Genomic DNA, 13,337 nt, shown 5'->3' on the forward strand with positions numbered 1-13,337 from the left:
CGCCTGGTTCAATAACGTGGAAAGCAAGCCCGGCGTCGGGTATCCGCACGCCTGGGAAGATCAGGAAAAATGGAAGGGCGGATTAAGCTATCGTACAGTACTAGGGTATGTATGTGCTGGCATTATATTGTATTCGTATGTTGTCGTGCCAGTACTGGACTACTTCGGGATAGTACTTTTTCAGATGCCAATCGGTGAGATCTTCAAAGTGATCGCGTTGCTGCTTTCGGGTGGGTTCTAACATATAGCACAGGAAAACCTGTGCTTTTTCATTCACGTTTCAGCAATCCCAGCGTACTGTAGTATCTAGGCCGTTAACGTTTGTGTGTTCTTCTCTAGTGGCTTGTAGTGCTACGTTTCCGGTATCACGTTCGATAATGTCATAGTAATCGATTTCGGTCTGACCGAGATGACCACGGACGCGGCGTTTTGTCCGAACGTACTCGTATTTCTCTTTCGGGTATTTTTCTTCGAATTGTTCTTCTGTCATTTTCATCATTCCCAGTAGGTAAAGTAACCACAGTTATCTTAGGGTAAGGATAGGGGGGTGACAATCCTTCTGATTGCAAATTGTACATTTTGTTTCAAGATGTGTAATCTGAACTCGATATCCCATCAAGAGGACTTACACATGGCAAAAGGTAAAGATCAACACGTGACGCCCCATGCTGATGGATGGCAAGTTAAAGGGGAGGGTAACAGCCGTGCAACGGTTGTTACTAACACTAAGAAAGAAGCAATTGATGCTGCCCGAGTAATTGCACGTAATCAAGAGAGTGAGTTAGTGATCCATAATCGGGACGGAAAGATTTCTAACTCTGATTCACATGGACACGACCCATATCCACCTAAAGATACTAAGTGACTGAAAAGGAGCCAAATCGGCTCCTTTTTATTGAGTCCGCACTCGGGAGGAAAAAGTTGTAATTGATAGGTCAATCATGTTGCCTCCTGCGGTAAGGTGATCTGTAATTCATTACACGTTGCTGCGGTCTTCGCCGCGCACAAAGGTATATCAGAGATCCAACAATAGCAGCTAAGGATAGCAGGCTATGTGGGATTCGTCCGATGCTATCTGCGCGGCTGGATCACAATTCTCCATCGGGGCGGGCGGCGGTTTGCCGCACGGCGCCGGCGCGGTAAAATGGCGCTTATTTCCCTCTATAGGACAAGGTTATGAAGCTGATGTTCGCCTCGGATATCCACGGCTCGCTGCCGGCCACCGAACGCGTGCTGGAATTGTTTGAACAAAACGGCGCCGACTGGCTGATTCTTCTGGGTGATTTGCTGAATCACGGCCCGCGCAACGCGCTGCCGGCCGGGTATCAGCCTGCTCAGGTTGCCGAACGATTGAATCGCTATAGCGACAAGATCATCGCCGTTCGCGGCAATTGCGACAGCGAGGTCGATCAGATGCTGCTGACGTTTCCCATCGAGGCGCCCTGGCAACAGGTTTTACTGCAAAAAAGACGATTGTTTTTGACCCACGGTCACCTTTATCATCCCTCGGCACTGCCGCCGTTATCCCGCGGTGACGTCCTGGCCTACGGCCATACGCATCTGCCGCAGGCGGAGCGGCAGGGTGAGATCTATTGCTTCAATCCGGGCTCGGTCAGCATCCCCAAAGGGGGCTTTCCGGCCAGCTACGGCATGTTGGATCGGGGCACTTTGCGCGTGCTGACGCTCGACGACGGCAAGGTCGTCGCGGAAGTGGCGTTAACACGCTAAACGCACTAATTTATACACACACAATAAAAATCTTTGAAAAGCACTCATTGATTAACCAGCGCGCGGGATGCATCGCGCCAAAATAGAAGGTTTTAGAGGATGGCGGAACAGGGTCAGGCTGCAGATACCGAATGGGTTGATATCGTCGACGAGCAAAACGAGGTGATTGCGCAATCCAGTCGTCAACAGATGCGGGCGGAGCGGCTGCGTCATCGTGCTACCTATATTGTGGTGCATGATGGGATGGGAAAAATTCTGGTGCAGCGTCGCACCGAGATCAAAGACTTCTACCCGGGCTGGCTGGACGCGACGGCGGGCGGCGTGGTGCAAAGCGGTGAAAACGTGCTGGACTCGGCGCGCCGCGAGGCGGAAGAAGAGCTGGGCATCGCCGGCGTGCCTTTCGCCGAACACGGTCTGTTCTACTTCGAAGAAGAGCAGTGCCGGGTGTGGGGCGCGCTGTTCAGCTGCGTATCGCACGGCCCGTTCGCGCTGCAGGAAGAAGAAGTGGCCGAGGTGTGCTGGCTGACGCCGGAAGAGATCACCGCGCGCTGCGACGAGTTTACTCCGGATTCGCTGAAGGCGCTGTCGCTGTGGCTGACGCGCAACAACGAACAGGATTACGGCAAGCCGCTCGACAACCACTGAGACGCCAACGCGTAAGAAAGCCGGTCATCGACCGGCTTTTTTTTATGGTGCGGATTCAGCAGCTGTCGCGGCGGCACAGCGTGGCGGGCAGGGAGCCTGCCGGCTGCCAGGGCTGCTCGTTCAGCCGCGCCAGCAGCGCCTGGCCGGCTTGAATGCCGATGTCGCGATGCGGAATGGTCATGGTGGTCAGCGGCGGCTGGCACACCCGGCTGAACTCGCTGTTGCCGAACCCCACCACCGCCAGATTGTCCGGCACCTTGATGCGCCGCCGCTGGCATTCATACAGCGCGCCGCCGGCCAGTTCGTCCGAGGCGCACACCAGCGCGTCCAGCTCCGGCCAGGCCAGCAAGAATTCCGGCAGCTGCTGCGCGCCGGTGCTGAAGCTGGCGGGCTGCGCGGCGTTGATCACCCGATGCGGCGACATATGGTTGCGCAGCAGCGCCTTGTGCCAGCCCTGCAGGTGCTGCTGGAAGATCCACTGTTCCTGGTTGGCGCACAGCAGCCCGATGTTCTGATAGCCGCTGGCGATCACCGTTTGCGTCAGCTGATACATCGCCGCCACGTAGTCGATGCCGATGCTCATGTCGATCGGATCGGCGCGTACGGCGCCGATCTCCACCACCGGAATGTTGGCGGCGATCAGCGCGTTGCGGGCGTTTTGCGAATGCTCGACGCTGAGCAGCACCGCCGCCGCCAGGTTGTAGGAAAGCAGGGTCTCCAGCAGCTTCTCTTCGCGCTCCAGATGGTGCTGCGATTCCGCCAGCATGATGTGATAACCGGCCGGCTGCAGCACTTTCTGCAGGCCGGCGAACATCTCGGCGCAGCCGGATTCGGACAGGCTGGGCACCACCATGGCGATGGTGTAGGACGAGGCCGACGCCAGCGAGCTGGCGGCCAGGTTGGGCAGATACCCCAGTTCGCTTACCGCGGCTTCAATCTTCTCGCGCAGTTTGTCTGAAACCTGCTCCGGCGTGCGCAGCGCGCGCGACACCGTCATGGTGCCGACGCCCGCCAGCTGCGCTACGTCAGCCAACGTCACCCTGCCCGTGCTGCGTCGTTTTTTACCGATCGACATGCCTAATCCCGACTGAAATGCGCGCGCGGCGCATAAAAATGGTGAGGGCGGGAAGCCGACGGCGCGGCTTCGACGATCCCCGTATGCGGCACATTCTACCCCGTTACCCGAAAGAGCGAGAAAAAATTGTGGTTAACGCCATGCCGCGGCGCGGCGTTTTGATAGCGCTATCACAGATCTGCATGATAGCGCTTTGGTAGCGCTATCTTTGTGATATCCATCACTGTGTGGCCGGGAGGGGTTGATTAAAGTTTTACCGTCGTCGGTGAATTAATCACCGGCCGAAACCATCAACCTTTAGGAGGGTAACGTGCTGAAAGAGTGGCTGACCGCCGATCATATACAGCTGTGCGAACGGGTGGAGGACTGGCGCCAGGCGGTCACGCTGAGCGCGCAGCCGCTGCTGCAAGACGGCGTGATCACGCCGAATTACCTGACGGCCATCTTTCATCAGCAGGAGAAGCTCGGCCCCTACTTCGTCCTGGCACCGGGCATCGCCATGCCGCACGCCCGGCCCGAAGAGGGCGCCAACGCGTTGGGATTATCGCTGTTGAAGATCCATCAGGGGGTGAACTTTCATTCCGCAGATAACGATCCGGTTCAGGTGGTGGTGATGCTTTCGGCGCCCGACGGCGACAGCCACATCGAATTGATTTCGCAACTGGCGGAATTATTTTCAGACAATCAGGCCATGGCGGCGTTATTTCACGCCAAAGATAAACGGCAAATCGAGGATATTATCGCCCGCTATTAACGCTTAATCACCAGGAACACTATTAATGCTAACAACGCCGGGAATATGACCGGCGGCGCTACCCTACACGCTAAATTCAACAGGTGGATATTATGAAAATCATGGCGATTTGCGGTTCCGGTCTCGGCAGCAGTTTTATGGTGGAAATGAACATTAAAAAGGTGCTGAAAAAGATGGGCGTGGAGGCTGAGGTCGAACACTCCGATCTGTCGTCCGCCACCCCCGGCGCCGCCGACGTGTTCGTGATGGCGAAAGACATCGCCGACAGCGCCAGCGTACCGGCCGAGCAGCTGGTGGTGATCAGCAACATCATCGACATTAATGAGCTGGAAGCCAAGCTGCGCGCTTACTTCGAAGCCCACTCAATCATCTGAATAAAACGATTGGCGAGGTGGATATGTTTATCCAGGAAACGCTTAAGTTTGTGGTGGATATATTAAAGGTGCCTTCGGTTCTGGTCGGGCTTATTGCGCTGATCGGTTTGCTGGCGCAAAAGAAATCGTTTTCCGACGTGGTGAAAGGCACGGTAAAAACCATTCTCGGCTTTATCGTTTTAGGCGGCGGCGCCACGGTATTGGTCGGGTCGCTCAATCCGCTGGGCGGCATGTTCGAACATGCGTTCAATATTCAGGGCATCATTCCGAATAACGAAGCCATTGTCTCCATCGCGCTGGAGAAATACGGCGCCTCCACTGCGCTGATCATGGCGTTCGGCATGGTGGCGAATATCGTGGTGGCACGCTTCACCCGGCTGAAATACATCTTCCTGACCGGCCACCACACTTTCTACATGGCCTGCATGATCGGCATCATCCTGACGGTGGCGGGCTTCGAGGGCGTGCAGCTGGTGTTTACCGGCGCGCTGACCCTGGGGCTGGTGATGGCGTTCTTCCCGGCGATCGCCCAGCGCTATATGCGCCGCATCACCGGCAACGACGATATTGCCTTCGGCCACTTCGGCACCCTGGGCTACGTGCTGTCCGGCTGGATCGGCTCGAAGGTGGGTAAAAACTCGCGCTCGACCGAGGAGATGAACCTGCCGAAAAACCTCAGCTTCCTGCGCGACAGCTCCATTTCGATCTCGATGACCATGATCGTCATCTACCTGATCCTGGCGATCTGCGCCGGGCGGGCCTATGTGGAAAGCGAGCTCAGCGGCGGCCAGAACTACCTGGTGTATTCGATCATTCAGGCCATCACCTTCGCCGCCGGGGTGTTCATCATCCTGCAGGGCGTGCGCCTGATTCTGGCGGAAATCGTGCCGGCGTTCACCGGCTTCTCGGAAAAACTGGTGCCTAACGCGCGGCCGGCGCTGGATTGCCCGGTGGTCTATCCCTATGCCCCCAACGCGGTGCTGATCGGCTTCTTGTTCAGCTTCCTTGGCGGATTGGCCGGGCTGTTCCTGCTGGGGCAGCTGAAGATGGTGCTGATCCTGCCCGGCGTGGTGCCGCACTTCTTCACCGGCGCTACCGCCGGGGTGTTCGGCAACGCCACCGGCGGGCGGCGCGGCGCGATGCTGGGCGCCTTCGCCAACGGGCTGCTGATCACCTTCCTGCCGGTATTGCTGCTGCCGGTGCTGGGGGCGTTGGGCTTTGCCAACACCACCTTCTCCGACGCCGACTTCGGCGCGATCGGCATCCTGCTGGGCAATATGGCGCGCTTTATGTCGAAAGAGATGATCATGCTGGCGATCGTCGCCGTGTTCGCGCTGCTGGTGGCGCATAACTTCCTGGGCAAACGCAAAGGCGCGCCGGCCGCTGACCGCGTCGAGAAATAACGAGGGCAGACTGATGAACTACACAACGAGCGAAACGGAAATTGAAGAACTGCATGCCTTGGCGCGGGCGATCCGCCTGGAAACGCTGAAAGCGCTGACCGGGCTGGGCTTCGGCCACTACGGCGGCTGCATGTCGGTGGTGGAGACGCTGGCGGTGCTGTATGGCAGCGTGATGCGCATCGATCCGGCGGATCCGGACTGGCCGGAGCGCGATGACTTTGTGCTGTCGAAAGGACACGCCGGCCCGGCGCTGTACAGCACGCTGGCGATCAAGGGCTACTTCCCGCTGGCGGAGCTGAAGACCCTCAACCAGAACGGCACGCGTCTGCCGAGCCATCCGGACCGGCTGCGCACGCGCGGCGTGGACGCCACCACCGGCTCGCTGGGGCAGGGCGTGTCGATCGCCGCCGGCATGGCGTTGTCCCATCGGCTGGCGGGGCGCCGCAATCGGGTGTTCAGCATCCTCGGTGACGGGGAACTGAACGAAGGGCAGTGCTGGGAGGCGTTCCAGTTTATCGCCCACCACAATCTGAACAACCTGACGCTGTTCATCGATTACAACAAGCAACAGCTGGACGGCGCGCTGGACGAGGTGATCCAACCGTTCGATCTGGCCGCCAAGTTCCGCGCCTTCGGCTTTGAGGTGCAGACCATCAAGGGCGACGACATCGCGGCGCTGCTGGCGGCGGTAGCGCCGGCGCGCGGCGGCGAACAGCGGCCGCTGGCGATCGTGCTCGACAGCATCAAAGGGCAGGGCGTGGCCTATCTGGAAAACCTGTCGAACTCTCACCACCTGCGCCTGACGCCGGACGTGCAGCAGGAAATCGAAAAAGCCATCGCCGAACTGGAGGCCGCCCATGTTTAACGTAGTGACGCAGTTGGAAAACGACGCCGTCGAAATGCGCAAAGTCTACGCCGGCGCGGTGCGGCGGCAGATTGAGGCGGGCGCGCCGATCATCGCGCTGGAGGCGGATCTGATGAGCTCGATGGCGATGGACGGCGTACACAAGGATCACCCGCAGCACGTGATCAACTGCGGCATCATGGAGGCCAATGTGATCGGCGTCGCCGCCGGGCTGTCGCTCACCGGCCGGGTGCCGTTCGTGCATACCTTTACCGCCTTCGCCAGCCGCCGCTGTTTCGATCAGCTGTTCATGTCGCTGGATTATCAGCGCAACAACGTCAAGGTGATCGCCTCCGACGCCGGGGTGAGCGCCTGCCACAACGGCGGCACCCACATGTCGTTCGAGGACATGGGCATCGTGCGCGGGCTGGCGCATTCGGTGGTGCTGGAAGTGACCGACGCCACCATGTTCGCCGACATTCTGCGCCAGCTGATGGATCTGCGTGGCTTCTACTGGGTGCGCACCATTCGCAAGCAGGCGACGCGCATCTATCAGGAGGGCTCGCGCTTTACCATCGGCAAGGGCAACCTGCTGCGCGACGGCGACGACATTACGCTGATCGCCAACGGCATCATGGTGGCGGAGGCGCTGAAGGCGGCGCAGAGGCTGGCGCAGCAGGGCGTCAGCGCGGCGGTGATCGATATGTTCACCCTCAAGCCTATCGATCGTGAACTGATCAAAACCTACGCGGCCAAGACCGGGCGCATCGTCACCTGTGAAAACCACAGCATTCATAACGGGCTGGGATCGGCGGTGGCGGAGGTGCTGGCGGAAGAGTGCCCGACGCCGATGCGGCGCGTGGGGGTGAAGGAGCGTTACGGCCAGGTGGGCACCCAAGCGTTCTTGCAACAGGAGTATGGCCTGACCGCCGAGCATATTCTGGAGGCCGCCGGGCAGCTATTGTAAAGCAGAATAGGAATTACCGGCATTCTCTTCGGTAATCAAATCGGTTATTCCCCGCGTGTTGTTCTGCCCAGAGACGTTTATCAACATGCTACCCATTGTAAAGTCCCCTAGGGGACTTTTTCTTTTTTTATTGATAATAACTGGCCAATGCAGGAATAAAAATTTATTATTTGTAAATAAGTCAATAAAAACAATTGGTTATATTCATTTTGTGAATAATATACATCACCCTCTCTTATTCATACATGGAGTGAATAAGGGAGGGGGTAATTTTTCCATTAACCCTATGATTGAATTGCATTCGGCTCTCAAGGAGGAGATTATGGCCGTGGTTCCATTACTGCCGCCAGGCGGTTTTACTGTTCTTGCCAGAAATTTGCGCGAGGCGCGCAGGCAGGGGCAACCTCGCAACATGGCGCTGCCAGGTACTTATTATTGGTTCTACCAGCAGGTAAAAAATCGGGGCCCTTGGGATTACAAACAGCAAAATCGCGCATTGGCTAACTTTGGTAATTTCAATTATGGGGCAACCGGTACTGCGGCTGGAATTCCCGCAGAAATTTTGTTGATGGGCGCCGGATTTGCTCAGTCACGGGCAGGAACATCTCGGTCAGAATGGAGTCATTGGTATCAACGCCCGCCGTATGGTGATGACCCTCAGGATCAATATTGGATCAAGCAAGGAATTGATTATGCAAATCGGCATGGTTACTAGATGGGCTCATCGGCTGCTGACGGCAATTTTGTTGGTTATTGTCGTCGGATTGGCGGGATACTGGTATACCACCCGCGATACTTATGACGATAAGCTCTATAGCAAAAAGCAGTTGACCGACGATATTTGGCTCTACATCACCGAGTACCAGAATGCGGGGGCTACCGACACGGATGTGTATCGTTACTATTTGAACCGAAGCCTGGATGGGGACCCTATCAAAGTGCTGGGGCAAAGTGCGCCAATCTTGACGGCGGATCGGGCTGATGCAACTATCCGTGGTGAGGGAAACCGCATCACCATCAATTTTTCCGGCAAGGTGTATTCCTTTACGAATTCGGCATTTTTCTATGCCACGAACAGCCAAACACCCATCATGCCCACCATTGATTTTTCTGCACGGGGCGTCAGCGCCTGGCGATGATGGTGGGTGCAGCGGATTTGGCGGATATTGTCTAAAACAGCATAATCACCAAGAATATCAGGCATAAAAAAGCCAGTCAGGATTACCTGACTGGCTTTTTTTAACGGTTTATTACGCCTTGGCGGCGGCAGCGTCAGCCTGGGAAGACTGGATCGCCGTCAGCGCGACGGTGTAGACGATATCGTCAACCAGTGCGCCGCGCGACAGGTCGTTCACCGGCTTGCGCATGCCTTGCAGCATCGGCCCGATGGAGACCAGGTCAGCGGAACGCTGTACCGCTTTGTAGGTGGTGTTGCCGGTGTTCAGATCCGGGAAGATGAACACGGTCGCCTGGCCGGCCACCGGTGAGTTCGGCGCCTTGGACTTGGCAACGTCGGCCATGATGGCGGCGTCGTACTGCAGCGGGCCGTCGATGATCAGATCCGGGCGTTTTTCCTGCGCCAGACGGGTTGCTTCGCGCACTTTCTCGACGTCGCTGCCCGCGCCGGAGTTGCCGGTGGAGTAGGAGATCATCGCCACGCGCGGCTCGATGCCGAAGGCCGCGGCGGAATCCGCAGACTGGATGGCGATTTCAGACAGCTGCTCGGCGGTCGGATCCGGGTTGATCGCGCAGTCGCCGTAGACCAGTACCTGGTCAGGCAGCAGCATGAAGAACACGGAGGACACCAGCGAGCTGCCCGGCGCGGTTTTGATCAGCTGCAACGGCGGACGGATGGTGTTGGCGGTGGTGTGAACCGCGCCGGAGACCAGACCGTCGACTTCGCCTTGTTCCAGCATCAGGGTGCCGAGCACCACGTTGTCTTCCAGCTGCTCGCGCGCGACCACTTCGGTCATGCCCTTGCTCTTGCGCAGCTCAACCAGACGCGGCACGTAGTTTTCACGCACGGCGACCGGATCGACGATTTCGATGCCTTTGCCCAGCTCAACGCCTTGCGCTGCCGCGACGCGCTGGATCTCTTCCGGGTTGCCGAGCAGCACGCATTCCGCGATGCCGCGTTCGGCGCAGATGGCCGCCGCTTTCACGGTGCGCGGCTCGTCGCCTTCCGGCAGCACGATGCGCTTGCCGGCTTTACGCGCCAGCTCGGTCAGCTCGTAACGGAACGCCGGTGGAGACAGACGGCGTGAACGCTCGGAGGTGGCGGTCAGCGAGTCGATCCATTCGGTGTTGATGTGGCTGGCCACGTAGTTCTGCACTTTCTCGATGCGCTGGTGGTCGTCCGCCGGCACTTCGAGGTTGAAGCTCTGCAGGCTCAGCGAGGTCTGCCAGGTGTTGGTGTCGACCATGAACACCGGCAGGCCGGTCTGGAAGGCGCGTTCGCACAGCTTTTTGATCGGCTCGTCGATGGCGTAGCCGCCGGTCAGCAGGATGGCGCCGATTTCCACGCCGTTCATCGCCGCCAGGCAGGCGGAGACCAGCACGTCAGGACGGTCTGCGGAGGTCACCAGCAGAGAGCCTGGGCGGAAGTGTTCCAGCATGTGCGGGATGCTGCGCGCACAGAAGGTCACGGACTTCACGCGGCGGGTCATGATGTCGCCTTCGTTGACCACGCGGGCCTTCAGGTGGCGAGCCATGTCGATGGCGCGGGTGGCGATCAGATCGAAGCTCCACGGCACGCAGCCCAGAACTGGCAGCGGGCTGTTGGCGAACAGCTGCGCAGGATCGACGTGGGCGATGCTGGCTTTGGTGGAGTCGTCGAAGATTTCGGACAGGTCAGGACGGGTGCGGCCCTGATCGTCGACCGGTGCGTTCAGCTTGTTGATGATCACGCCGGTGATGTTTTTGTTCTTGCTGCCGCCGAAGCTGGTGCGCGCCAGTTCGATGCGCTCTTTCAGCTGCGCCGGGGAGTCGTTGCCCAGCGCCAGCACGAAGACGATCTCGGCGTTCAGGGTTTTGGCGATCTCGTAGTTCAGCGCGTTGGCGAACTGATGCTTGCGGGTCGGCACCAGGCCTTCGATCAGCACCACTTCCGCGTCTTTGGTGTTCTCGTGGTAACGCGCCACGATCTCTTCCATCAGCACGTCTTGCTGGTTGGAGCTCAGCAGGCCCTCAACGTAGTCCATGCGCAGCGGTTCGGCCGCCGGAATGGTGGAGTTGCTGCGGATGATGGTGGTGGTCTGGTCGAGCGCGTTGTCGCCGGTGCGCGGTTGAGCGATAGGCTTGAACACGCTCAGACGAACGCCTTTTTGCTCCATGGAGCGGATGACACCCAGGCTGACGCTGGTCAGGCCGACGCTGGTGCCGGTGGGGATCAACATAATAGTACGTGACACAGAATAGTCCTCTTCACGATTAACATGAGGCTAAAACAACACCGTCAGCCTGGGCTGACGGTGTTTTGAGAGCATTACGCGGTCAGGCGGGATGCGTCCTGCGCGATGACCAACTCTTCGTTGGTCGGGATCACCAGCGCCAGGCGGCTGCCGTCTTTGGTGATGGCGCCGGATTTGCCGAAGCGAGCGGCCATGTTGCGGTCGTGGTCGATTTCGAAGCCCAGCAGGCCCAGTTTGTTCAGGGTCAGCTCACGCACCATGCCGGCGTTCTCGCCGATGCCGCCGGTGAAGATCACCGCGTCCAGACGGCCTTCCATCAGCGCGCTGTATGCGCCGACGTATTTGGCCAGACGGTGGCAGAACACGTCCATGGCGCGTTTGGCGTCGGCTTTGCTGTCGTAGTTGTCTTCAACGTAACGGCAGTCGCTGGTGACTTCGGTCAGGCCCAGCAGGCCGGATTCTTTGGTCAGCATCTTGTTGATCTGGTCAACGCTCATGCCCAGAGAATCGTGCAGGTGGAAGATGATAGCCGGATCGATGTCACCGCTGCGGGTGCCCATCACCAGGCCTTCCAGCGGGGTCAGGCCCATGGAGGTGTCAACGCACTGGCCGTTGCGCACTGCGGTAACGGAACCGCCGTTGCCCAGGTGGCAAGTGATCACGTTCACTTCTTCTACCGGCTTGTTCAGCATCTTCGCGGCTTCCTGAGTCACGTAGAAGTGGCTGGTGCCGTGCGCGCCGTAGCGGCGAACGCCGTGGTCGCGATACAGGCTGTACGGCAGGGCGTACAGGTAAGATTCTTCCGGCATGGTCTGGTGGAACGCGGTGTCGAACACGGCAACGTTCTTGTCGGCCAGGTTAGGGAAGGATTTCAGCGCTTCCGCGATGCCGATCAGGTGAGCCGGGTTGTGCAGTGGTGCAAACGGCACGGAATCTTTGATACCCTGCAGAACTTCGTCGTTGATCACGGCGGAAGCGGTGAACTTCTCGCCGCCGTGCACGATGCGGTGGCCGATGGCGGTCAGCTGCGCGGAAAGCTCTGGTTTTTGTGCCAAAATAGTATTAACAATGAAGTTCAGCGCTTCGCTGTGTGCAGCGCCGGCCCCCAGGGCAGCTTCGTGTTTGGCGCCGTCCATTTTCCACTTGATGCGAGCTTCAGGCAGGTGGAAACACTCGGCCAAACCGGAGAGGAATTCGTCGCCGTTAACGGCATCGATGATGGCGAATTTCAGAGAAGAACTGCCGCAGTTAAGAACCAGTACTAGCTTACTCGACATGGAAGTACCTACTTAAATAGTCGTGTTGTTAAAAGAAAATCGAAAACACGTGGTGAATTAATCGTCAATCAGACAACAAGCGTAGCGCATAGTGCCGATGACATTTATGATTAACATCATGTGACGTGCACAAATCACAGGATGATGGAAAAACCGATGATTTCTCTGCGGTTTAAATAATCTTGATTTTTATAGGGCTAAAAGTTGACAAAGTTTGCGTCATCTTCTACCGGCCACAAGGCCGGCTTAGGATACCGATAGCCCGGTGTAAACACAAAATAAATTTAAAGCTTCAAATTTTTTAGTATGGTCTCTGGCAGCACGCTTTTAGTTTCTTTACGTGACGTTGAGGTACGCAATGACGAGCAAACCGTCCGGTTCCGTAAGCTGGTTTCAGGTCTTCCAGCGCGGGCAGCATTATATGAAAACCTGGCCGTCGGACAAACGTCTGGCACCGGTCTTTCCGGAGAACCGCGTTGCGCGTGCCACCCGTTTCGCTATCCGTTTCATGCCGCCGTTGGCGATTTTCACGCTGACCTGGCAGATCGCTCTCGGCGGCCAGCTCGGCCCGGCGATCGCCACCGCGCTGTTCGCCTGCAGCCTGCCGATGCAGGGGCTGTGGTGGCTGGGGCGCCGTTCGGTCACGCCGCTGCCGCCGACGCTGCTGCAATGGTTCCATGAGGTGCGCAACAAGCTGACGGAAGCCGGGCAGGCGGTGGCGCCGCTCGAAGGCACGCCGACCTATCAGACGTTGGCCGATCTGCTCAAGCGCGCTTTCAAGCAGCTGGACAAAACTTTCCTCGACGATCTGTAAATGAAAAAGGCCGCGTTGTGCGGCCTTTCTCGTCAAAGCGCCAATA

General features: G+C 58.0%; 16 protein-coding genes. 12 read left to right on the forward strand and 4 right to left on the reverse strand.

What is annotated here, in order from left to right:
- Positions 1-241: hypothetical protein (locus ACJ8IN_RS15140; protein WP_442519506.1), on the forward strand; the 241-nt coding region annotated here is incomplete at its 5' end.
- A gap of 39 nt (positions 242-280) precedes the next feature.
- On the opposite strand, the gene ACJ8IN_RS15145 is transcribed toward ACJ8IN_RS15140, so the two are convergent.
- Positions 281-490 (reverse strand): hypothetical protein, encoded by a 210-nt coding sequence (locus ACJ8IN_RS15145; RefSeq protein WP_435967810.1) that lies wholly within the window; start codon positions 488-490, stop codon positions 281-283.
- A 141-nt stretch (positions 491-631) separates the two neighbouring features.
- Here ACJ8IN_RS15145 and ACJ8IN_RS15150 point away from each other — a divergent pair, with 141 nt between their 5' ends.
- The 3 genes from ACJ8IN_RS15150 (at position 632) to yfcD (ending at position 2,373) form a co-directional block, all read left to right on the forward strand.
- A complete protein-coding gene (locus tag ACJ8IN_RS15150; protein ID WP_071824282.1) occupies positions 632-865 on the forward strand; it encodes a DUF2188 domain-containing protein in 234 nt (77 codons plus the stop codon).
- A 311-nt stretch (positions 866-1,176) separates the two neighbouring features.
- A complete protein-coding gene (gene yfcE / locus ACJ8IN_RS15155; RefSeq protein WP_038876428.1) occupies positions 1,177-1,728 on the forward strand; it encodes a phosphodiesterase in 552 nt (183 codons plus the stop codon).
- A gap of 99 nt (positions 1,729-1,827) precedes the next feature.
- Positions 1,828-2,373 (forward strand): NUDIX hydrolase YfcD, encoded by a 546-nt coding sequence (gene yfcD, locus ACJ8IN_RS15160; protein ID WP_004936086.1) that lies wholly within the window; start codon positions 1,828-1,830, stop codon positions 2,371-2,373.
- 55 nt (positions 2,374-2,428) lie between these two features.
- Here yfcD and ACJ8IN_RS15165 read toward each other — a convergent pair whose 3' ends face one another.
- The gene (locus ACJ8IN_RS15165) at positions 2,429-3,448 is read right to left on the reverse strand and encodes a LacI family DNA-binding transcriptional regulator (protein WP_004936083.1); all 1,020 of its coding nucleotides are present in this window, start codon (positions 3,446-3,448) and stop codon (positions 2,429-2,431) included.
- A gap of 310 nt (positions 3,449-3,758) precedes the next feature.
- Between ACJ8IN_RS15165 and ACJ8IN_RS15170 the strand changes: the two genes are divergently transcribed.
- From ACJ8IN_RS15170 to ACJ8IN_RS15200, 7 genes are all read left to right on the forward strand, one after another.
- Positions 3,759-4,202: a PTS sugar transporter subunit IIA gene (locus ACJ8IN_RS15170; RefSeq protein ID WP_033653756.1), complete on the forward strand. Its 444-nt coding sequence runs from the start codon at positions 3,759-3,761 to the stop codon at positions 4,200-4,202.
- Between the two features lie 92 nt (positions 4,203-4,294).
- Positions 4,295-4,576 (forward strand): PTS sugar transporter subunit IIB, encoded by a 282-nt coding sequence (locus tag ACJ8IN_RS15175; protein ID WP_025303676.1) that lies wholly within the window; start codon positions 4,295-4,297, stop codon positions 4,574-4,576.
- Between the two features lie 23 nt (positions 4,577-4,599).
- Positions 4,600-5,979, forward strand: a complete 1,380-nt coding sequence (locus tag ACJ8IN_RS15180; protein WP_004936074.1) for a PTS ascorbate transporter subunit IIC — start codon at positions 4,600-4,602, stop codon at positions 5,977-5,979.
- A gap of 13 nt (positions 5,980-5,992) precedes the next feature.
- The gene (locus ACJ8IN_RS15185; protein ID WP_033635336.1) at positions 5,993-6,844 is read left to right on the forward strand and encodes a transketolase; all 852 of its coding nucleotides are present in this window, start codon (positions 5,993-5,995) and stop codon (positions 6,842-6,844) included.
- Positions 6,837-7,790: a transketolase family protein gene (locus ACJ8IN_RS15190; RefSeq protein ID WP_048321834.1), complete on the forward strand. Its 954-nt coding sequence runs from the start codon at positions 6,837-6,839 to the stop codon at positions 7,788-7,790. Before ACJ8IN_RS15185 ends, ACJ8IN_RS15190 begins: the two co-directional genes overlap by 8 nt.
- Before the next feature lie 322 nt (positions 7,791-8,112).
- Positions 8,113-8,505 (forward strand): polymorphic toxin type 44 domain-containing protein, encoded by a 393-nt coding sequence (locus ACJ8IN_RS15195; protein WP_072008404.1) that lies wholly within the window; start codon positions 8,113-8,115, stop codon positions 8,503-8,505.
- Positions 8,483-8,929, forward strand: coding sequence for a hypothetical protein (locus ACJ8IN_RS15200; RefSeq protein ID WP_033653823.1), 447 nt, complete (start codon positions 8,483-8,485; stop codon positions 8,927-8,929). The genes ACJ8IN_RS15195 and ACJ8IN_RS15200 overlap by 23 nt, the downstream gene beginning before the upstream one ends.
- A 111-nt stretch (positions 8,930-9,040) precedes the next feature.
- Here the strand turns inward: ACJ8IN_RS15200 and pta are convergent, their stop codons facing one another.
- Together pta and ackA are read right to left on the reverse strand one after the other, a co-directional pair.
- The gene (gene pta, locus ACJ8IN_RS15205; protein WP_033653759.1) at positions 9,041-11,200 is read right to left on the reverse strand and encodes a phosphate acetyltransferase; all 2,160 of its coding nucleotides are present in this window, start codon (positions 11,198-11,200) and stop codon (positions 9,041-9,043) included.
- A 74-nt stretch (positions 11,201-11,274) separates the two neighbouring features.
- Complete coding sequence (gene ackA, locus ACJ8IN_RS15210) at positions 11,275-12,477, reverse strand: acetate kinase (protein ID WP_025303669.1); 1,203 nt, start codon at positions 12,475-12,477, stop codon at positions 11,275-11,277.
- A 358-nt stretch (positions 12,478-12,835) separates the two neighbouring features.
- Here ackA and yfbV point away from each other — a divergent pair, with 358 nt between their 5' ends.
- On the forward strand, positions 12,836-13,291 hold the full coding sequence (yfbV, locus tag ACJ8IN_RS15215) for a terminus macrodomain insulation protein YfbV (protein ID WP_004936061.1): 456 nt from the start codon (positions 12,836-12,838) through the stop codon (positions 13,289-13,291).
- The last annotated feature ends 46 nt before the right edge of the window (positions 13,292-13,337 follow it).

It is taken from the genome of Serratia sp. CY31944 (assembly GCF_052169175.1).
GTDB lineage: Bacteria > Pseudomonadota > Gammaproteobacteria > Enterobacterales > Enterobacteriaceae > Serratia > Serratia sarumanii.

Coding starts and splice junctions, on each gene's coding strand:
- ACJ8IN_RS15145 (WP_435967810.1), bottom strand. CDS start 490: ATGACAGAAGAACAATTCGAAGAAAAATACCCGAAAGAGAAATACGAG.
- ACJ8IN_RS15150 (WP_071824282.1), top strand. CDS start 632: ATGGCAAAAGGTAAAGATCAACACGTGACGCCCCATGCTGATGGATGG.
- yfcE (WP_038876428.1), top strand. CDS start 1,177: ATGAAGCTGATGTTCGCCTCGGATATCCACGGCTCGCTGCCGGCCACC.
- yfcD (WP_004936086.1), top strand. CDS start 1,828: ATGGCGGAACAGGGTCAGGCTGCAGATACCGAATGGGTTGATATCGTC.
- ACJ8IN_RS15165 (WP_004936083.1), bottom strand. CDS start 3,448: ATGTCGATCGGTAAAAAACGACGCAGCACGGGCAGGGTGACGTTGGCT.
- ACJ8IN_RS15175 (WP_025303676.1), top strand. CDS start 4,295: ATGAAAATCATGGCGATTTGCGGTTCCGGTCTCGGCAGCAGTTTTATG.
- ACJ8IN_RS15180 (WP_004936074.1), top strand. CDS start 4,600: ATGTTTATCCAGGAAACGCTTAAGTTTGTGGTGGATATATTAAAGGTG.
- ACJ8IN_RS15185 (WP_033635336.1), top strand. CDS start 5,993: ATGAACTACACAACGAGCGAAACGGAAATTGAAGAACTGCATGCCTTG.
- ACJ8IN_RS15190 (WP_048321834.1), top strand. CDS start 6,837: ATGTTTAACGTAGTGACGCAGTTGGAAAACGACGCCGTCGAAATGCGC.
- ACJ8IN_RS15195 (WP_072008404.1), top strand. CDS start 8,113: ATGGCCGTGGTTCCATTACTGCCGCCAGGCGGTTTTACTGTTCTTGCC.
- ACJ8IN_RS15200 (WP_033653823.1), top strand. CDS start 8,483: ATGCAAATCGGCATGGTTACTAGATGGGCTCATCGGCTGCTGACGGCA.
- ackA (WP_025303669.1), bottom strand. CDS start 12,477: ATGTCGAGTAAGCTAGTACTGGTTCTTAACTGCGGCAGTTCTTCTCTG.
- yfbV (WP_004936061.1), top strand. CDS start 12,836: ATGACGAGCAAACCGTCCGGTTCCGTAAGCTGGTTTCAGGTCTTCCAG.